19 protein-coding genes are annotated in these 19,073 nt (G+C 72.2%); 10 read left to right on the forward strand and 9 right to left on the reverse strand.

Features of this window, described 5'->3' with window-relative positions:
• Positions 1-27: 27 nt before the first annotated feature.
• The 5 genes from ACZ4FH_RS26860 to miaA all read right to left on the reverse strand — a co-directional run bounded on the left by ACZ4FH_RS26860 (position 28) and on the right by miaA (position 6,247).
• A complete protein-coding gene (locus tag ACZ4FH_RS26860) occupies positions 28-1,491 on the reverse strand; it encodes a M1 family metallopeptidase (RefSeq protein WP_467307987.1) in 1,464 nt (487 codons plus the stop codon).
• A 90-nt stretch (positions 1,492-1,581) separates the two neighbouring features.
• A complete protein-coding gene (locus ACZ4FH_RS26865) occupies positions 1,582-3,696 on the reverse strand; it encodes a RelA/SpoT family protein (protein WP_467307989.1) in 2,115 nt (704 codons plus the stop codon).
• 140 nt (positions 3,697-3,836) lie between these two features.
• Positions 3,837-4,709 (reverse strand): diaminopimelate epimerase, encoded by an 873-nt coding sequence (gene dapF / locus ACZ4FH_RS26870; protein WP_467307990.1) that lies wholly within the window; start codon positions 4,707-4,709, stop codon positions 3,837-3,839.
• Positions 4,710-4,760: 51 nt separating this feature from the next.
• The gene (locus tag ACZ4FH_RS26875) at positions 4,761-5,201 is read right to left on the reverse strand and encodes a hypothetical protein (protein ID WP_467308043.1); all 441 of its coding nucleotides are present in this window, start codon (positions 5,199-5,201) and stop codon (positions 4,761-4,763) included.
• A gap of 107 nt (positions 5,202-5,308) precedes the next feature.
• Entirely contained in the window at positions 5,309-6,247 is a 939-nt protein-coding gene (gene miaA / locus ACZ4FH_RS26880; RefSeq protein WP_467307991.1) for a tRNA (adenosine(37)-N6)-dimethylallyltransferase MiaA, read from the reverse strand.
• 238 nt (positions 6,248-6,485) lie between these two features.
• Between miaA and ACZ4FH_RS26885 the strand changes: the two genes are divergently transcribed.
• On the forward strand, positions 6,486-6,743 hold the full coding sequence (locus ACZ4FH_RS26885) for an antitoxin (RefSeq protein ID WP_467307993.1): 258 nt from the start codon (positions 6,486-6,488) through the stop codon (positions 6,741-6,743).
• 79 nt (positions 6,744-6,822) lie between these two features.
• Here ACZ4FH_RS26885 and ACZ4FH_RS26890 read toward each other — a convergent pair whose 3' ends face one another.
• Together ACZ4FH_RS26890 and miaB are read right to left on the reverse strand one after the other, a co-directional pair.
• Positions 6,823-7,536: a class III extradiol dioxygenase subunit B-like domain-containing protein gene (locus ACZ4FH_RS26890; protein ID WP_467307995.1), complete on the reverse strand. Its 714-nt coding sequence runs from the start codon at positions 7,534-7,536 to the stop codon at positions 6,823-6,825.
• Positions 7,537-7,655: 119 nt separating this feature from the next.
• Positions 7,656-9,176: a tRNA (N6-isopentenyl adenosine(37)-C2)-methylthiotransferase MiaB gene (gene miaB / locus ACZ4FH_RS26895; protein ID WP_467307996.1), complete on the reverse strand. Its 1,521-nt coding sequence runs from the start codon at positions 9,174-9,176 to the stop codon at positions 7,656-7,658.
• Between the two features lie 113 nt (positions 9,177-9,289).
• On the opposite strand from miaB, the gene ACZ4FH_RS26900 reads away from it, so the two are divergent.
• On the forward strand, positions 9,290-10,288 hold the full coding sequence (locus ACZ4FH_RS26900; protein WP_467307998.1) for a TAXI family TRAP transporter solute-binding subunit: 999 nt from the start codon (positions 9,290-9,292) through the stop codon (positions 10,286-10,288).
• Positions 10,289-10,303: 15 nt separating this feature from the next.
• Here ACZ4FH_RS26900 and ACZ4FH_RS26905 read toward each other — a convergent pair whose 3' ends face one another.
• Both ACZ4FH_RS26905 and ACZ4FH_RS26910 read right to left on the reverse strand, forming a co-directional pair.
• Positions 10,304-11,698 carry a sensor histidine kinase gene (locus ACZ4FH_RS26905; RefSeq protein WP_467308000.1) on the reverse strand — a complete coding sequence of 465 codons (1,395 nt, stop codon included), beginning with the start codon at positions 11,696-11,698 and terminating at the stop codon, positions 10,304-10,306.
• A 15-nt stretch (positions 11,699-11,713) separates the two neighbouring features.
• Positions 11,714-12,406, reverse strand: a complete 693-nt coding sequence (locus ACZ4FH_RS26910) for a response regulator transcription factor (RefSeq protein WP_383646558.1) — start codon at positions 12,404-12,406, stop codon at positions 11,714-11,716.
• 327 nt (positions 12,407-12,733) lie between these two features.
• Here ACZ4FH_RS26910 and ACZ4FH_RS26915 point away from each other — a divergent pair, with 327 nt between their 5' ends.
• The 8 genes from ACZ4FH_RS26915 (at position 12,734) to ACZ4FH_RS26950 (ending at position 19,055) form a co-directional block, all read left to right on the forward strand.
• Complete coding sequence (locus ACZ4FH_RS26915) at positions 12,734-13,519, forward strand: amino acid ABC transporter ATP-binding protein (RefSeq protein ID WP_383646561.1); 786 nt, start codon at positions 12,734-12,736, stop codon at positions 13,517-13,519.
• Positions 13,520-13,588: 69 nt separating this feature from the next.
• A complete protein-coding gene (locus tag ACZ4FH_RS26920) occupies positions 13,589-14,434 on the forward strand; it encodes a glutamate ABC transporter substrate-binding protein (protein WP_467308002.1) in 846 nt (281 codons plus the stop codon).
• A gap of 74 nt (positions 14,435-14,508) precedes the next feature.
• On the forward strand, positions 14,509-15,174 hold the full coding sequence (locus tag ACZ4FH_RS26925) for an amino acid ABC transporter permease (protein WP_467308044.1): 666 nt from the start codon (positions 14,509-14,511) through the stop codon (positions 15,172-15,174).
• Entirely contained in the window at positions 15,171-16,061 is an 891-nt protein-coding gene (locus ACZ4FH_RS26930; RefSeq protein WP_467308004.1) for an amino acid ABC transporter permease, read from the forward strand. The genes ACZ4FH_RS26925 and ACZ4FH_RS26930 overlap by 4 nt, the downstream gene beginning before the upstream one ends.
• Positions 16,062-16,301: 240 nt before the next feature.
• Positions 16,302-17,915 (forward strand): FAD-dependent monooxygenase, encoded by a 1,614-nt coding sequence (locus ACZ4FH_RS26935; RefSeq protein ID WP_467308006.1) that lies wholly within the window; start codon positions 16,302-16,304, stop codon positions 17,913-17,915.
• A gap of 32 nt (positions 17,916-17,947) precedes the next feature.
• Positions 17,948-18,034 (forward strand): putative leader peptide, encoded by an 87-nt coding sequence (locus ACZ4FH_RS26940; protein ID WP_311307652.1) that lies wholly within the window; start codon positions 17,948-17,950, stop codon positions 18,032-18,034.
• A gap of 77 nt (positions 18,035-18,111) precedes the next feature.
• Positions 18,112-18,648, forward strand: a complete 537-nt coding sequence (locus ACZ4FH_RS26945; RefSeq protein ID WP_467308008.1) for a cupin domain-containing protein — start codon at positions 18,112-18,114, stop codon at positions 18,646-18,648.
• A 32-nt stretch (positions 18,649-18,680) separates the two neighbouring features.
• Positions 18,681-19,055, forward strand: coding sequence for a rhodanese-like domain-containing protein (locus ACZ4FH_RS26950; RefSeq protein WP_467308009.1), 375 nt, complete (start codon positions 18,681-18,683; stop codon positions 19,053-19,055).
• Positions 19,056-19,073 lie beyond the last annotated feature (18 nt).

The following is a 19,073-nucleotide window of genomic DNA, read 5'->3' on the forward strand; positions in this document are numbered from 1 at the left end:
TGATAGTGGCACGGCGGCCCGGGGACGTCACGCGGGTTTCGCGGCGGCCGGCCGCGTTTCCGCGCGCCAGTCGGGATGTCCCGGCATCGGCGGTGTGCGCGTGCCGTACAGCCAGCCCCTGAGGAACGCGGTCAGGTCACGGCCCGCGACCCGGGAGGCGAGGGCAGTGAAATCGGCCGTGGCGGCGTTGTCGTCCCGGTGACGGCGCACCCAGAGCCGCTCCAGCCGGCCGAAGGCCTCGGTGCCGATCTCCTGGCGGAGGGCGTAGAGGACGAGCGCGCTGCCGTCGTACACGACCGGCCGGAAGAGACTGATCTTGTGGCCCGGCGAGGGCGGCGCGGGGCGCGCCGGCGGGCCGCCCGCGGCGCGCCAGTCGTCGGAGCGGGCGTAGGCGGCGCGCATCCGCTTCTCCAGCGCCGGGCCGCCGTGCTCCTCGGCGTAGCGCGCCTCGTACCAGCTGGCATGCCCTTCGTTGAGCCAGAGATCGGACCAGGTCCGGGGCGAGACGCTGTCGCCGAACCACTGGTGGGCGAGTTCGTGGACCATGACGGAGTCGACGTACCAGGCGGGAAAGGCGTCGGTGAACATCCGGCGCTCGAACAGGGAGAGGGTCTGGGTCTCCAGCTCGAACCCGGTCTCGGTGTCGGCGACGAGCACGCCGTAGTTCTCGAACGGATAGCGGCCCACCTGGCGTTCCATCCACTCCAGGTGTCCGGGTGTCCTGCTCAGCCAGGGCTCCAGTTCCTCCCGCTCGGCGGCGGGGACGACATCGCGCACGGGCAGCCGGTGCGGGCCGGTCCGTTCGACGACGGCGGAGCGGCCGATGCTGACCTGGGCCAGTTCCGTGGCCATGGGGTGCTCGGTGCGGTAGGTCCAGGTGGTGCGGTCGCCGTGGCGGGCCCTGCCGGTCCGCACCCCGTTGGCGACCACGGTCAGCTCCTGCGGGGCGGTGACCCGGAAGGTGAAGTACGCCTTGTCGGCGGGGTGGTCGTTGCCCGGGAAGACGCGGTGGCCGGCGTCCGCCTGGTTGGCCATGGCGAGCCCGTCGGCGGTCCGCACCCAGCCGCCGGTGTCGCGTTCGCCCCCCGGATCGCTGGTGTGCCGGACGGTGATGCGTACGGGCACGCCCTCGGGGAGGGAGCCGATCGGTTCGACGATCAGGTCCTCGCCGGACACCGTGAAGTCGGCGCGCACCCCGTTGACGGCGACCGAGCGCACGGTGCCCCGGGTGAAGTCGAGGTTGATCCGGTCGAGCGCCTCGGTCGTGCGCGCGTCGATCGTGGTGACGGCCTCCAGGGGCCTGTCGTTGTCGCCCCGGTAGTCGAGGGCGATGTCGTAGGCGAGGACGTCGTACCCGGGGTTGCCCAGGTGCGGGAAGAGCGGGTCCCCGATGCCCAGCGGCACCGGGGCGGGCAGGGTGGCGGCGACGAGCGTGGAGACCGTTGCGGCGGCCAGCACGGCGGCCCGCAGCGGGCGGGAGAGGAACGGCATGGACTACGGCTACCAGCGCCGCCCCGCACTACAGGGACGCCGCGCGCCGCGCCACTCGAACGGGGTCCGCCGCGGCGGACGGGGGAACGCTCAGAGGGCGGTGGCCGGGTGCTGGGCACGGCTCACGTCGTACACCCCCGGCACCTCGCGCATGGCGCGGATCAGCGCGGGCAGTCCGGCCGCGTCGGGGAGGTGGAGCGTGTAGGTGTGGCGCACGCGCTGTTCGCTGGGGGGTTCCACGGTGGCGGAGACGACGGCCGCGTCGGCCCCGGCGATGGCCTCGGTGAGGTCGGCGAGCAGCCGCGGCCGGCCGAAGGACTCGGCGACCAGGGTGACCCGGCAGGCGGGGGTGTCGCCCCAGCTGACGGGGACGGGCACCCGGCCGACGGCGGCCATCCGGCCGACGGCCGGACACTCCAGCCGGTGCACTGTGACGGCGCCGCCGCGCACGGTGAATCCGGTGACGTCGTCGGGTGGCACGGGGCTGCAGCAGCCGGCCAGCCGGACCGGGGTGTCGGGTCCGTCGACCACGGCGCCGACGGTCCGGGCGGGCTCCCGGGCCGTTCCGGTCCGTGCCGGGCGGCAGGGCTGCGGTACGGGGCCGCGCGCGCCGGCCGGGGCGGTGTCCTCGGCGTCCTGCGGATGGGCGTCGAGCCAGCCGGTGATGGCGATGCGGGCGGCGGGGGTGCGGGCGTGGTCGAGCCAGGCGGGCGAGGGGCCGGAGGCGGCGTCCTCCGCGAGCAGGAGCTGCACGGTGTCACCGTCGCCGAGGACCGTGCCGAGGGTGGCGAGCCGTCCGTTCACCCGGGCGCCGATGCAGGCGTGCGCGGCGTCGCCGTACTGCGCGTAGGCGGCGTCCACGCAGCTGGCGCCCGCGGGCAGGCCGAGCGTGCCGCCGTCGGTGCGGAAGACGGTGATCTCGCGGTCCTCGGCGAGGTCCGCGCGCAGGGTGGTCCAGAAGGTGTCGGGGTCGGGGGCCGACTGCTGCCACTGGAGGAGCCTGGAGAGCCAGCCGGGGCGGGTGGGGTCGGCACGCTCCCCGTCGGCCGGTTCGGCGCCGGCGATGCCGTCGGCGGCGTACGGATTGCCGAGCGCGATGACGCCGGCCTCGGCGACCCGGTGCATCCGGTGGGTGCGGATGAGGACCTCGGCGACCTCGCCCCGCGGGCCCACCACGGCGGTGTGCAGCGACTGGTAGAGGTTGAACTTGGGCGAGGCGATGAAGTCCTTGAACTCGGAGATCACCGGTGTGAAGCAGGTGTGCAGTTCGCCGAGGACGGCGTAGCAGTCGGCGTCCTCGCCGACCAGGACCAGCAGCCGGCCGAAGTCGCTGCCGCGCAGTTCGCCGCGTTTCATCCGGACGCGGTGGACGGAGACGAAGTGGCGGGGCCGGACGACGGTCTCGGCGGGGATGCCGGCCTCGCGGAGCACCGCGGAGACCCGGTCCGCGGTCGCGGTGAGCGCGTCGTCGCCGGTGGTGGCGGCGGAGATCAGGGCCCGGGTGTGCGCGTACTCCTCGGGGTGGAGGATCGCGAAGACGAGGTCCTCCAGCTCGGTCTTGAGCGCCTGGACGCCGAGCCGTTCGGCGAGCGGGATCAGCACGTCGCGGGTGACCTTGGCGATCCGGGCCTGTTTCTCGGGGCGCATCACACCGAGGGTGCGCATGTTGTGCAGCCGGTCGGCGAGCTTGATCGACATCACGCGGACGTCGTCGCCGGTGGCCACGAGCATCTTGCGGAAGGTCTCGGGTTCGGCCGCGGCCCCGTAGTCGACCTTCTCCAGTTTGGTCACGCCGTCGACCAGGTAGCAGACCTCCTCGCCGAACTCCTCGCGCACCTGGTCGAGGGTGACCTCGGTGTCCTCGACGGTGTCGTGGAGGAGGGAGGCGGTGAGGGTGGTGGTCTCGGCGCCGAGCTGGGCGAGGATCAGGGTGACGGCGAGCGGGTGGGTGATGTACGGCTCGCCGCTCTTGCGCATCTGTCCCCGGTGCGAGCTCTCGGCGAGGACGTAGGCCCGGCGCAGCACCGAGAGGTCGGCGTCGGGGTGGTGGGCCCGGTGCGTCTCGGCGACGTGTCCGATGGCGTCGGGCAGCCGGTCCCGGGAGACCGGGCCGAGCAGTGCGACGCGGCCGAGCCGGCGCAGATCGATCCGGGGACGGCTCCGCCTGCGGGCGGGAGCACCTGGATTGGTGGCCTCTGCGCTCATGGGGCACCTCCGGCTGCGTCGACCGGCGGGTGGAAGGTGCGGTCGCGCCTCCGGGCCGGTGCTTGATGCTACCGAGCCCACCACGTGGCGGAGTGCCGCTCTCGCTCAGCGTGAAACGGATCACCCATTCGAGCGAAGTGCTATCCGTTCAGCGTTTCGAGCCACGCCGTGTCGATCTTGCCTTCGGCGACGATCTCGGCGGGGCCGGTCATCTCGATGCCGCCGTCGGGGTGCTCGGTGATGACGAGGGTGCCGCCGGGCAGGTCGACGGTGTACGTGACGGGCGTGCCGGTCACGGCCGGGTCGGCGCCGTCCCGGCGGGCGGCCGCGACGGCCACCGCGCAGGCGCCGGTGCCGCAGGAACGGGTCTCGCCGGAGCCGCGCTCGTGGACGCGCATCGCCACGTGCCGGGGGCCCCGGTCGACGACGAACTCGATGTTGACGCCGTCGGGGTAGACCGGGGCGGGACCGTAGGCGGGCTCGGCGATGAGCGCGCCGGCGTGCGCCAGGTCGTCGACGAAGGCGACCGCGTGGGGGTTGCCCATGTTCACGTTGCGGGCGTCCCAGCTGCGGCCGTCGACCGTGACGGTGACGCCGTCGGCCGGGAGTGCGGCGCGGCCCATCGCGACGGTCACGTCGCCGTTCTTGGCGAGGTGCACCTTCTTGACCCCGCCACGGGTGGCGACGGCCAGGTCGCCCTCCTCTGCGGCGCCGGCCCGCTGGAGGTAGCGGGCGAAGACACGCACGCCGTTGCCGCACATCTCGGCGACGGAGCCGTCCGCATTGCGGTAGTCCATGAACCACTCGGCCTCGTCCGCCATGGACCGCGCCTCGGGGTGGGCGGCGCTCCGCACGACGTGGAGCAGTCCGTCACCGCCGATGCCGGCGCGGCGGTCGCACAGCCCGGCGACGACGGACGCGGGCAGGTCCAGGGCGTTGTCCGGGTCGGGAACGATCACGAAGTCGTTCTCGGTGCCGTGGCCCTTGAGGAAGGCGATCTGCGAGGTGGTCACGGGACAACTGTACGAGGCGGCGCCGACAGCGGGGAAACCGGCGCGGGTCCGTCAGCCGCGCAGCCGGGCCACGCGCCAGACGGCCAGCGCGACCAGCGCGAGCGCCACGGCGGCGTACAGGGCGACCACGCGCCAGTCCGCGCGCTCCCCCGCGCCCCGGCTCGGCAGTCCGGGCCAGGTGTAGCCGACGCGACGGGCGGCCATCATGCCCCAGCCGGCCGCGCAGCCGCTGATCAGCAGCCCGAGCATGGCGACCACCGGGCCGCCGTCGCCCACCTCGAAGGCGAGCGGGAAGGCGAACATGAGGGAGCCGAGGGCGGCGAGCATCACGATGGGCGCGAGCTGCCAGATGCGCAGCCGCCGGGCCGGCCGCAGCTCGACCTCGACCTCGGGGGTCACGGTCGGCTCGTCGGGCCCGTCGGGGCTCAGGCCGCCCGCGTCGTGCCGCGTCGGCGATGCGTCTCGTTCCGTGTCGCGAGGGCCGGCCTCCATCGCCACGCGCCCTCCCAACTCGGACTCCACTGGTCGATCGATGCTCGATGATGGCACGCTCCGGGTCCCCGAACTGACGGGCAGGGCGTCCCGATGCCATCACGTGATCAGGCTGTAACCGCCCGTTCGACCAACGCCAGCGCCTGGCCCGGGAGTTCCCCGCGGTGCTCGACGGCGCCGTTCAGCCACCGGACGCGCGGGTCGCGGCGGAACCAGGAGTCCTGACGGCGCGCGAAGCGTTTGGTGGCGCGCACGGTCTCGGCGCGCGCCTCGTCCTCGGTGCACTCCCCGGCCAGGGCGGCGAGGACCTGCTGGTAGCCGAGGGCGCGGGAGGCCGTGCGGCCCTCGCGCAGCCCGCGCGCCTCCAGGGCGCGGACCTCGTCCACGAGTCCGGCCTCCCACATCCGGTCGACGCGGCGGGCGATGCGCTCGTCGAGTTCGGGACGGGCGACGTCGACGCCGATCTGGACGGCGTCGTAGACCGCGTCGTCGCCGGGGAGGTTGGCGGTGAAGGGCTTGCCGGTGATCTCGATGACCTCCAGGGCGCGGACGATGCGCCGGCCGTTGCTGGGCAGGATGGCGCGGCCCGCCTCGGGGTCGGCCGCCGCCAGCCGTGCGTGCAGGGCGCCCGAGCCGCGCAGGGCGAGCTCCGCCTCCAGGGCGGCACGGACGTCCGGGTCGGTGCCGGGGAACTCCAGGGCGTCGATCGCGCCCTTCACGTAGAGGCCGGAGCCGCCGACCAGGACGGGGGTGCGGCCCTCGGCGAGCAGCCGGTCGATCTCGGCGCGGGCCAGGCGCTGGTACTCGGCCACGCTGGCGGTCTCGGTGACGTCCCAGATGTCCAGCAGGTGGTGGGGGACGGATCCGCGTTCGGCCGGGGTGAGCTTGGCGGTGCCGATGTCCATGCCGCGGTAGAGCTGCATGGAGTCGGCGTTGACCACTTCGCCCCCGAGCCGCTGCGCGAGGAACACCCCCAGGTCGGACTTTCCGGCTGCGGTGGGACCGACGACGGTGATGACCCGCGGTGCGGGAGCTGGACTTGTCACCGGCACAGTCTCGCAAACCTCGGGGCCGTTCCCGAACGGACGATGCGGGAGGGACGGGCCGGACGCCGTATGACGAGCCGTCGAGTAAACTGACGACTACATATGGGTGGTTTCTCACGGTTCCGCCGTCGGCCTCCCCGGTCCGCCCCCGTCGGCGGCCCGGAGTGCGCCGGGGCGGGGCGGGTAGGCGGAGCCGGAGAGAGCACGCGCACGCAGCCCCCAGCAGAGAAGGTGCCCGATGGGCCTCATGGACAGTTTGAAGGCGAAGCTCGGCCCGGCGAAGGACAAGATCAGCGACCTCGCGCAGCAGCACGGGGACAAGATCGACCAGGGGCTCGACAAGGCCGCGCGGACCGTGGACGAGAAGACCAAGGGCAAGTACAGCGACAAGATCGTGTCCGGTACGCAGAAGGCGAAGGACGCGAGGGAGAAGCTGTCCCACAAGGACGGCGACGGCAAGCCGCCGGCTCCCGGCAGTACGCCTCCCGCCTCCTGACCCCGGTCCGGACGGGGCCGCACGTGTAAAGGCCGCGGAGCACGACGCTCCGCGGCCTTTACGCGTGCGGGCGGGCCCGTCAGGACCAGGTGGCGACCAGATAGCCCACGCCGTAGGGCGCGTCGTCGTACAGCAGTCGGCCGGCCGGCCGGGCCCCCTGGGCCGCCCCGGCGAGCAACTGCCAGGGCGCGCGGCCCGCGGCCTTGAGTTCGTAGGCCAGGGTCTCGTCCAGCGCCATCAGCGCGTCCGGGTCCGCGGCGGCGAGGGCGCGGGCGGCGGCCGCGTCGAATCCGGCGGCGCGCTCGTCGAGGTAGCCGGGGGCCTTCAGGGTGCGGCAGGCGCTGCCGTCGCCCATCACCAGAAGGGCGACCCGGTCCGCGCGGGCGGCCAGCGCGCGCCCCTCGGCCACGCAGCGGGCGGTCTCCAGCGGTTCGCCCACCCCGAGCGCCTCGACGGGGGCGGCGTCCCATCCGGCGTCGGCCAGCAGCCAGGCGCCGACGGCGAGGGACGGGGCGAGCGGGCGCTCGGCCGTCGCCCCGAGGTCGCGTCCGAGCCGTACGCCGAGGTCGACGCCGAACTCGCGGAAGTCCCCGGTGGCGCCCTCGGGGTGCGGGCCGCGGCCCGCGAGGCCCGCCGGACCGACCACGACGAGGAGATCGGGCCGGGAGGCGGCCAGGACGCCCAGGGCGTCGGCGCACGCGGCCCTCAGGGGGTCGAGTTCGGGCGCGGCACCGGCGGCGACGTCGGGGACGAGCAGCGGGGGGCAGGGGCAGACAGCGGCGGCGACAAGCATGGGGGGCAGCGTACTGGCCGCCCGTCGCCCGGCCGTGTGCCGCCCGCGTACGACGGAGTGCGGCCGCGCCCGCGCCGGGGCGGGCGGGCCGCACTCCGTGGCGGAGCCGGTCGGTCCGGTCAGTCGCAGCCGCAGCCGGGGGCCGAGGCGGCGGGCAGCGGCTCGGGGACGCCGATCCCGGGCAGGCCGAGCATGACGCCGGCGGGCTCGGCGGCCTCGGCGGCGTTGCGCCGGGCCCAGGCGTCGCCGGAGCGGGTGCGCCGCACGGCGAGGGGGGCGCCCTCGGCGAGCAGGTGGTGCGGGGCGGCGTAGCTGATCTCAACGGTCACCACGTCGCCGGGCCGCACGTCCTCGTCCGGCTTGGTGAAGTGCACGAGGCGGTTGTCGGGGGCGCGGCCGGACAGGCGGTGGGTGGCACCGTCCTTGCGGCCCTCGCCCTCGGCGACCATGACCTCCAGGGTGCGGCCTACCTGCTTCTTGTTCTCCTCCCAGGAGATCTCCTCCTGGAGGGCGGACAGGCGCATGTAGCGCTCCTGGACGACCTCCTTGGGGATCTGGCCCTCCATGTCGGCGGCCGGCGTCCCGGGGCGCTTGGAGTACTGGAAGGTGAAGGCGTTGGCGAAGCGCGCCTCGCGGACCGCGTGCATGGTCTGCTCGAAGTCCTCCTCGGTCTCCCCGGGGAAGCCGACGATGATGTCGGTGGAGATCGCGGCGTCGGGCATCGCGGCCCGCACCTTGTCGATGATCCCGAGGAAGCGTTCCTGCCGGTACGAGCGGCGCATGGCCTTCAGGACCCGGTCGGAGCCGGACTGCATGGGCATGTGGAGCTGCGGCATCACGTTCGGCGTCTCGGCCATGGCGGCGATCACGTCGTCGGTGAAGTCGCGCGGGTGCGGCGAGGTGAAGCGGACCCGCTCCAGGCCCTCGATCCGTCCGCAGGCGCGCAGCAGCTTGGAGAACGCCTCGCGGTCGCCGATGTCGGAGCCGTAGGCGTTGACGTTCTGGCCGAGCAGGGTGATCTCGGAGACGCCCTCGGCGACCAGGGCCTCGATCTCGGCGAGGATGTCGCCGGTCCGGCGGTCCTTCTCCTTGCCGCGCAGCGCCGGGACGATGCAGAAGGTGCAGGTGTTGTTGCAGCCGACGGAGATCGAGACCCAGGCGGCGTACGCCGACTCGCGGCGGGTGGGCAGCGTGGAGGGGAAGGCCTCCAGGGATTCGGCGATCTCGATCTGTGCCTCCTCCTGGACGCGGGCGCGTTCCAGCAGGACGGGCAGCTTGCCGATGTTGTGCGTGCCGAAGACGACGTCGACCCAGGGGGCCCGCTCGACGATGGTGTCGCGGTCCTTCTGGGCGAGGCAGCCGCCGACGGCGATCTGCATGCCGGGGCGCTTCGTCTTCATCGGGGCCAGGCGGCCGAGGTTGCCGTAGAGCTTGTTGTCGGCGTTCTCGCGGACGGCGCAGGTGTTGAAGACGACGACGTCGGCGTCGCCGTCGGAGCCCTCGGGCGCCCGTACGTACCCGGCGTCCTCCAGCAGACCCGAGAGCCGCTCGGAGTCGTGGACGTTCATCTGGCACCCGTAGGTGCGCACCTCATAGCTTTTTCTGACGTCCACTGCTTCGCTCCGGTTGCCGCTGCTCATGCGACAAGGGTAGGCGCTGCCCGGACACCTCCCGTCGCAGCCGGGGTCGCACGGGTGCGGGATCACGGACCGCCCCTGGTCAGGGCAGGGACGGACCTGGCAGGATCGCCGCCATGCTCCCGGCGCTCTCCCGAACGGTCCGGCGGCGCTCGCTGCGGGCGGGCGCCGTCCTCGCCGTCGTGCTCGGACTGCTGCTGTGGTGGCTGCTGCCCCTGGGGGAACCGGCTCCGACGGGCTCGCTGACCTTCAGCACGGGGGTGCGCAGCGGTGTCTACCAGCGCTACGGCGAGCGGCTCAGGGGCGCTCTGGACAAGGATCTGCCGAACGTCTCCATACACCTGCAGACCAGTGAGGGCTCGCAGCAGAACATTTCCCGGGTGGCGACCGGCCGGGCGGACTTCACCATCGCGACCACCGACGCGGTCGCCACGTACCTCCGGGACCGCAAGCCCGGTTTCGAGCGGCTGCGCGGCTGTGTGCGGCTGTACGACGACTACATCCAGCTCGTCGTGAAGCGTGGCTCGGACATCGGCAAGGTCGCCGATCTGCGGGGCCGGACGGTCGCGGTCGGACAGCCGGGCTCGGGGGTGCGGCTGGTCGCGGACCGGATCATGACGGCGGCCGGGCTGGACCCGGTCGAGGACGTGACGGCGGTGCCGGCCGGGATCGACACCATGCCGAAGCTGCTGGAGGACGGCCGGCTGGACGCCTTCTTCTGGTCGGGCGGGCTGCCCACCAGCGCGGTGGCCGATCTCTCGGCCCGCTTCCCGATCCGGCTGGTGCCCCTGGAGGAGGCTCTCGTCAAACGGCTCCAGGCGGCCGGCGGCTCGACGCGCTACTACCGCTCCGCCGTGATGCCCGCCGACGCCTATCTCAACGCCCAGCAGGGCCAGGCCGTCCCCACGGTCGCGGTGGCCAATGTGCTGGTGACCACCGACCGCACGGACCCGGCGATGACGGAGGCGTTCACCCGTACCGTGATCGACAGCCGGGACCGGATCGGCCGTGAGGTGCACGCCGCGCAGCTGGTGGACCTGCGCACGGCGATCTACACCGATCCGCTGCCGCTGCACGAGGGGGCCAAGCGGTACTACCGCTCGGTCAAGCCCTGACGGGCCGGGGCGTCCTCAGCTCCGGGGGTCGTCGCGGGGCACCGAGACGGTCACGCACAGCCCGTGCGGGGTGTTGCGGGAGCAGGACAGCGTGCCGCCGCCCGCGGCGAGCAGCGCCTTGGAGATGGAGAGGCCGAGGCCGGAGCCGCTGATGTTCTGGTGCTGGGAGCTGCGCCAGAACCGGTCGCCGATGCGTTCCATCTCCTGGTCGGTGAGGCCGGGGCCGTGGTCGGCGACGACGACGGTGGCATGGGCGCCGGCCGAGGCGACGGAGACCCGGACCTCCTCGTCCGCGGGGGTGAACTTGAGCGCGTTGTCGATGACGGCGTCGAGCGCGCTGGACAGGGCGACGGGGTCGGCCCAGGCGGTGACGGCCGGCAGGTCGTCCGCCCGGAGCCGTACACCCTTCTCCTCGGCAACCGGACGCCACGAGGCGACGCGCTCCGCGGTCAGCGCGCCGATGTCGGTGAGCCGCAGATCGGCGTCGGCGTGCTCGGCGAGGGCCAGATCGAGCAGGTCGTCGAGGACCTGGCCGAGGCGCTTGCCCTCGGTGCGCACGGAGGCGATCTCCTCGTTGCCCTCGGGCAGTTCGAGGGCGAGCAGCTCGATGCGCAGGAGCAGTGCGGCCAGCGGGTTGCGCAACTGGTGCGAGGCGTCGGCGACAAAGGCGCGCTGCTGCTCCAGCACGTCCTCCACGTTGTCGGCCATCTCGTTGAACGAGCGGGCCAGGCGCCGGAGTTCCGGCGGTCCGCCGGAGGCCGCGACCCTGGAGCGCATCCTTCCGCTGGCGATGTCGTGGGCGGCGGCGTCCAGGGTCCGTACGGGCAGCAGGACCCAGCCGGTGAGCCGGTTCGCCGCGCCGAGCGCGACCAGCATGGCGACCACCTCGCCGGCGGCGATCAGCAGCCAGCCGCGGAGCGTGCCGGAACGCATCTCCCCGGTGGGCGAGTCGATGACGACGACGGCGATCACGTCGCCGTCCCGGACGACCGGCGAGGCCACGACGACGCGTCCGTCCTGCCAGGGCCAGACCTGCGGCGGATCGTGGCTGCGGCGGCCGAGCAGCGCCTCCTTGAAGGCCTGGCGGCCCTCGCCCTCGACGGGCAGCACCCAGGCGGCGGGGGCCTTGGCCATCGCGGTGTCGTCGCGGTAGAAGACACCGGCCCGGATGCCGTACACCCCGGCGTAGGTCTCCAGTTCGATCTGGAGGGTGCGGCGCCGCTCGTCGTAGCCGGTGGTGCGCTCGGTGATGAACTGGGCGAGCGCCGCGAAGCGCGCCGTGTCGTCGATGCGGTCGATGACGACGCGCTGCTGCTGCGCCGCCGCGACGCTGACCGCCAGCGGGAAGCCGAGCGCCAGCAGGACGCTCGCCATGAGGACGATGAGCAGCGGAAGCAGCCGGGTGCGCAACGGGAACGGTCGCCTCTACGCGGACGGGGCGACGAGCCGGTAGCCGACCCCGCGCACCGTCTCGATCAGGGCGGGCAGCCGCAGCTTGGAGCGCAGTGAGGCGACGTGCACCTCCAGCGTGCGCCCCGTACCCTCCCAGCTGGTGCGCCACACCTCGCTGATGATCTGCTCGCGGCGGAACACCACCCCGGGACGCTGGGCGAGCAGGGCCAGCAGATCGAACTCCTTGCGGGTGAGCTGGACTTCGCTGCCGTCCACGCTGACCCTGCGGGTCGGCAGCTCGATGTGCACGTGGCCCAGGCGCAGCGCGGCGAGCGGGGTGGGCGCGGTGTCCTCGCCGGCCGTCTTGCGGCGGCTGACCGCGTGGATGCGCGCGAGGAGCTCACCGGTGTCGTACGGCTTGGTGACGTAGTCGTCGGCGCCGAGGTTGAGGCCGTGGATCCGGGAGCGGACGTCGGCCCGCGCGGTCACCATGATCACGGGCACGGAGCTGCGCTTGCGGATCTTCCCGCACACCTCGTAGCCGTCCTGGTCGGGCAGTCCCAGGTCCAGGAGGACGACGCCGAAGGGCTCGGTGTCGGTGGGCAGGAGCGCCTGGAGGGCCTCCTCGCCGCTGCGGGCGTGCACCACCCGGAAGCCGTGCCGGGCGAGGATCGCGGACAGGGCGGCGGCCACGTGGTTGTCGTCCTCGACGAGCAGCAGTCTCATGGGCCCCCCTCTCCGAAGGCGTGGTCTCGGTGTGCCGTGTACGGTCGCGTACGCCTCTGGTCACTTCCCCGTATCGGGGCGTTTCACGTCAGGGTGTACCAGGGCATCCACTCCGATGACGGGCGGACCAGTCAAGGGCCCGCCCGTTGCATCCGGGTTTCCGTTATGCACCCGGTACGCCCCGGGGGTTCCACGGGTCGTCCCGTTCACGCATAGTGTCCGGTTGCCGCCGGATCGTTATGCTCAATTTCCGCTCAGATGTAATGACGCTGGTCGCACTGCGTCACTAAGGTCCTTGCCAACCGAGGAGGACGGAGCAAGAAGCCGATGAGCGGAGTTTCAGTGACCAAGGGCGTCGAGGACGCTGCACCCGCGGCCGGCGACCTGGTGGTGCTGAGCAACGTCAACAAGCACTTCGGCGCGCTGCATGTGCTCCAGGACATCGACCTGACGATCGCCCGCGGCGAGGTCGTGGTCGTCATCGGGCCGTCCGGGTCCGGGAAGTCCACGCTGTGCCGCACGATCAACCGCTTGGAGACGATCGACTCGGGCGCGATCACGATCGACGGGAAGCCGTTGCCCCAGGAGGGCAAGGAGCTGGCGCGGCTGCGCGCCGACGTCGGCATGGTCTTCCAGTCGTTCAATCTCTTCGCGCACAAGACGGTGCTGGAGAACGTGACGCTCGGCCAGCTCAAGGTCCGCAAGGCGGACAAGAAGGCGGCCGAGGAGAAGGCGCGCGCGCTGCTCGACCGGGTGGGGGTCGGCGCCCAGGCCGACAAGTACCCCTCCCAGCTCTCCGGCGGACAGCAGCAACGCGTGGCGATCGCACGGGCCTTGGCGATGGACCCCAAGGTCATGCTCTTCGACGAGCCGACCTCCGCGCTCGACCCGGAGATGATCAACGAGGTGCTGGAGGTCATGCAGCAGCTCGCCCGCGAGGGCATGACCATGGTCGTGGTCACGCACGAGATGGGCTTCGCCCGGTCCGCCGCGAACCGTGTGGTCTTCATGGCGGACGGGAAGATCGTCGAAGAGGCCACGCCGGACCAGTTCTTCAGCAATCCGCGCAGTGACCGCGCCAAGGACTTCCTGTCGAAGATCCTGCACCACTGACGAGGCTTCGGCACCGGTCCCACGGACCGGCTGATCACTCACATCGCGTCAACCCTAGGGAATTTCACCATGCAGCTTCGTAAGGTCACCGCCGCCTCGGCCGCCGTGCTCGCACTCGCCCTGACCGCCACTGCCTGCGGTTCCGACGACAAGAAGGACGACTCGTCCGGTTCGGGCGGCGGCGGGAAGATCACGATCGGCATCAAGATCGACCAGCCCGGTCTCGGTCTGAAGACGCCGGACGGCAAGTACACCGGTTTCGACGTCGACGTCGCCACGTACGTCGCCAAGGAGCTCGGCTACGCCGCCGACAAGATCGAGTTCAAGGAGACGAAGAGCGCCGACCGCGAGACGGCGATCTCGCGCGGTGACGTCAAGTTCATCGTCGCCTCCTACTCGATCAACGACGAGCGTCTGCAGAAGGTCGACTTCGCGGGCCCGTACCTCCTCGCCCACCAGGACATCCTGGTGCGCGCGGACGACGACTCGTTCAAGTCGCCGTCCGACCTGAACAACAAGAAGCTCTGCTCGGTCACCGGCTCGACCTCGGCGAAGAACGTCCACGACAAGCTGGCCCCGAAGGCGCAGCTCCAGGAGTTCGGCGGCTACTCGGAGTGCCTGACCGGCCTGGAGAACAAGGTCGTCGACGCCCTGACCACGGACGACAGCATCCTTGCCGGCTACGCCTCGCAGGACGCCAACAAGGGCAAGTTCAAGCTGGCCGGCTTCAAGATGACCAACGAGAACTACGGCATCGGTCTGAAGAAGGGCGACGCCGACCTCAAGAAGAAGATCAACGACGCGCTGACCAAGATGGTCTCGGACGGCTCGTGGAAGAAGGCCGTGGACGCCAACTTCGGTCCGGCCGGCTACAAGAACGAGGAAGCGCCGAAGATCGGCGACGTCGTCAAGTGAAGCAGGGCTGACCGGGCGCGCCGCCGCTGACGGCGGCGCGCCGTGCCCTCCTACACGTGGAAGCACGGGAGATCGTGTTCGACTTTCTTGAAGGTTATGACCTGTTGGGGGCCTTCTGGGTGACGGTGAAGCTCACCGTCTACTCCGCCCTCGGCTCCCTCATATGGGGAACGCTGCTGGCCGGCATGAAGGTCAGCCCGGTCCCCCTGATGCGCGGCTTCGCCACCGGCTACGTCAACATCGTCCGGAACACCCCGCTGACCGTGATCATCATCTTCGCGTCGCTGGGCCTGAACCAGACGCTGGGTGTGAACCTCGGGGCCAGTGACTTCACCGCCATCAACTTCCGGCTCGCGGTGCTCGCCCTGGCCGCCTACACCGCCTCCTTCGTCTGCGAGGCCCTGCGGTCCGGCATCAACACGGTGCCGGTCGGCCAGGCCGAGGCGGCGCGTGCCCTCGGCCTGACGTTCACGCAGGTGCTGTGGCTGATCATCCTTCCGCAGGCGTTCCGTTCCGTCGTCAACCCGCTCTCGAACGTGCTGATCGCGCTGACGAAGAACACCACGGTCGCCTCGGCGATCGGTGTGGCGGAGGCCTCGTACCTGATGAAGGGCATGATCGAGGCGGAGGCCCAACTGCTGCTGATCGCGGCCGTCTTCGCCTTCGGCTTCATCGTTCTGACCCTCCCGACCGGCCTCCTCCTCGGCTGGGTGAGCAAGAAGGTGGCGGTGAAGCGATGAGTTCCGTCCTCTACGACGCCCAGGGCCCCCGCGCCAAGCGGCGGAACATCCTCTACACGGTCCTCTTCCTGGTCGCCGCCGCGGCCGTGGTGTGGTGGGTGTACGACGGCCTCAACTCGAAGCACCAGCTCGACTGGGTCAAGTGGAAGCCGTTCTTCACCAGTCCCCAGCCGTGGGAGACCTACATCTGGCCCGGCCTGGAGAACACGCTGAAGGCCGCGTTCTTCGCCCTGCTCATCGCGCTGCCGCTGGGCGCCCTGTTCGGGATCGGCCGGCTCTCGGACCACCGGTGGGTGCGGGTTCCGTCCGGGGTGGTCGTGGAGTTCTTCCGCGCGATCCCGGTGCTGATCCTGATGATCATCGCGAACGCGGTGTACTCCGAGTACACGGACATCAGCACGGACACCCGTCCGCTGTACGCCGTCATCACGGGTCTGGTGCTCTACAACGCCTCGGTGCTCGCCGAGATCGTGCGGACCGGCATCGAGACCCTGCCGCGCGGCCAGACGGACGCGGCCAAGGCGATCGGCATGCGCAAGGGCCAGATCATGGTCTTCGTGCTGCTGCCGCAGGCGGTCACCGCCATGCTGCCCGCGATCGTCAGCCAGCTCGTCGTCATCGTGAAGGACACCGCCCTGGGCGGCGCCATGATGACCTTCCCCGAGCTGCTGGCCTCCGTCCGGCCGATGTCGGCGAACTACGGCGCGAACACCATCGCCTGCTTCACCGTCATCGCGCTGATCTACATCGCCCTGAACTTCTCCCTCACCTCGTTCGCGAGCTGGCTGGAGCGCCGGCTCCGGCAGCGGAAGAAGAGCGGGGGCAAGGGGGGCGCACCCACGACGGTCGGTGAGCCGGTGGTCGTCATGGACTCGACCAGCACCTGACGGCGCGTCGGCGGACGTCGCACGAGGGGCAGGGGCACGCACGCCCCTGCCCCTCGCCGCGTCCGGGTGTCACTTGACGCACGCACCGGCAGTAGGTTGCATACGTTCTGTGATCGCGCACCGAGCTCCCGCCGCCGCATCCCCGTCGACACCGCCCCCCGCCCGGGGGGCCGTCACGGCCCCTTCGCTCCGTACGTGCGCCACCCCGCGTCCGACCACGGGTGATCCGGAGGCCGCGCCATGGACCCGGTGATCGTCGTCGGTGCCGGGCCGGTCGGCCTGGTGCTGTCGCTGGCACTCGCGGCCCAGGGCGTTCCCTCGGTGCTCCTCGACGAGGACCCGGAACGCGAGGAGATCCGTCCGGCCCGCACCGTCGTGCTGCGCGAGGACACCGCCGACCTGGTGGAACGGCTCGGCTGCAAGTCGCTCCAGGACGAGGGGCTGCGCTGGACGGGCTGGCGGTCGCTGCGACGCGGGCAGGTGATGCGCCAGCTGGCCCTCGGCACGGGTTCCCCGGACGGCGGGATGCCGGTCGCCCCGGTCCATGTGCCCCAGCACGCGCTGGTCCGCGGACTGCGGGACGCGGTCGCCGCGCACGAGCTGATCCGGACGGCCGGAGCCAGTCGGATCGACACCCTGGAGCAGGACCGGGCCGGTGTCACGGTGCACACCCGGGAGCCGGGTTCGACCTGGTGGCGCGGGAGTTACCTGGTCGGCTGCGACGGCGCCCGGTCCACCGTGCGCAAGCTCCTGGAGATCCGGTTCCCCGGGCGTACGGCGGTGGAGCGGCAGGCCGTGGCCGCGCTGCGCACCGAACTGCCGTGGCCCGGCGAGGCCGTCCTGCACCGCTCGCCGCCGTGGCGCACCGGCGGCGCCGAGGTCACCGCGCGGCCGCTGCCCGACGGGGTCTGGCGGCTGGACTGGCTGCTTCCGCCACGCGGCGAACTGGTCACCCCGGACGCCCTGGTCACCCGGGTCAGGGACACCCTGGCCGGCTGGTGCGGCGAGACACCGCCGTACGAACTGCTGGACACCGGGGTCCACACGCTGCACCACCGGCTCGCGCTGCGCTGGCGGGTGAAGCGGGCCTTCCTGGCGGGGGACGCGGCACATCTGCTGGGGGCGCTGGGCACCCAGGGGCTCGACGAAGGGCTGCGCGACGCGGAGAACCTGGCGTGGAAGCTCGCGGTGGCCTGGCACCAGGGCGCCTCGGACGCGCTGCTCGACAGCTACCAGTCCGAACGGCGGGCCGCGGTCGCCGCACGGCTGCGCGCCGCCGACCAGTCGCTGCCGATACTGCGGGGCGGCGGCGGACTGCGGACCCTCGTCCCGGGGAGCGCACGGGGGCACGACACGCTGCTCACCGACGGACATCTGGGCTGTGGCCCCCTCGGTGCGCCCCCTTCCTACTCCCATTCCCCCCTTGCGCCCCCGCGCGCCGAGGCGCACGTCCCCGTCGGTACGCCCCCCGGTGCGCCGGTGGCCGATGTGCGGGTGACGGCACCGGACGGAACGCGCGTACGGCTCCGGGAACGGCTGGGACAGGGGAGGTTCCTGGTGGTGCTGGTGGCTCCGGGCACCGGGGTGTGGGACCGGCGGCACTGGATGCGGGCCGGGGTGATGCCCCGGCTCGTCGAGACGGTGGACGGACTGCCGGTGCCCGCCGAAGTCCTGGTCGCCGAGGAGTACCCGGCGGCGTCCGCGCACACCGTGCTGCTGATCAGACCCGACGGCCATCTCGTCGCGGCGTTCGGCGGAGTCCGGCCGGCGGAGCTCCTCGCCGCGGTGGACGCGGCGCGCGGCGGACCGCTCACGCCCTCCGTACGCTCCGACCGGACCGCAGACATCAATTGACCCCCGCGGGCGCACATGGTCTACTCCCGGTCATGACCGACACCGATGTGCGCCTGTGGCGGAGGGTCCATATGGACCTGCTCCGTTACGCGGGCTGCGTGTGTCGCCCGTCCTGCTGATTCGCCCTTCCCCGCTCCGCCGCCGCCTTTCACGGCGCACGGCCGGGGCACCCTCGCGAACTCCCAGGACGGTTCCCGTGTCTGCTCCGCTCTCCCCCGCCCCCGTGCGTCCGCCCGTGACCGGTCCGGACGCCGCACAGTTGCTCGACTTCGTCCGCCGTACCGCCGCGGACACCGCGCTCGTCGCCTCACTGCCCCTCGACCCCGAGGGCCGGACCTGGATCCGGCTGGACGGCCCCGGGGGCAGCGAGGCCTGGCTGATCGGCTGGCCGCCCGGGACCGGGACCGGCTGGCACGACCACGCCGACTCCAGGGGCGCCTTCCTCACCGCCGCCGGCACCCTGCGGGAGCACTCGCTCGCGGCCCGGCTGCCCACCGACGGCTGGAAGACCCTGGAACTGTCCGAGGGCATCGACCGCACCCGCGAACTGACGGCCGGCCAGGGCCGGGCCTTCGGCCGCCACCATGTGCACGAGGTGCTGAACGAGTCGCCCACGGAGCACGCCGTCTCCGTCCACGCGTACTATCCGCCGCTGCCGCGCATCCGGCGCTACAGCCGCACGGGCGCGGTGCTCCGGCTCGAACAGACCGAGATCCCCGAGGACTGGCAGTGAGCGCCGCGCTGCACGGGAACGGAGACGGGCCGATGGGCATCGACGCACTGCTGGAACGGGTGCGGGCCGGGTACGAACGGCTCGGCCCGCACGAGGCCGCGGCCGCCGCCGACCGGGACGCCCTCCTCGTGGACATCCGTTACGCCGCGCTGCGCGAGCGGGACGGGCTGATCCCGGGGGCCCTGGTCGTCGAGCGGAACGAACTGGAGTGGCGGCTCGACCCCGACGGGAGCCATCGCGCGCCGGAGGCCGTGGACCACGGGATCCGGGTCGTGGTGATCTGCAACGAGGGGTACGCGTCGAGCCTCGCCGTCGAATCGCTGCACCGGCTCGGGCTGCACCGGGCCACGGATCTGATCGGCGGCTTCCAGGCATGGCGCGCGGCGGGGCTCCCGGTCGAGGGATGACCGGGAGCCCCGCCGGGG

It is taken from the genome of Streptomyces sp. NPDC024555 (assembly GCF_055559335.1).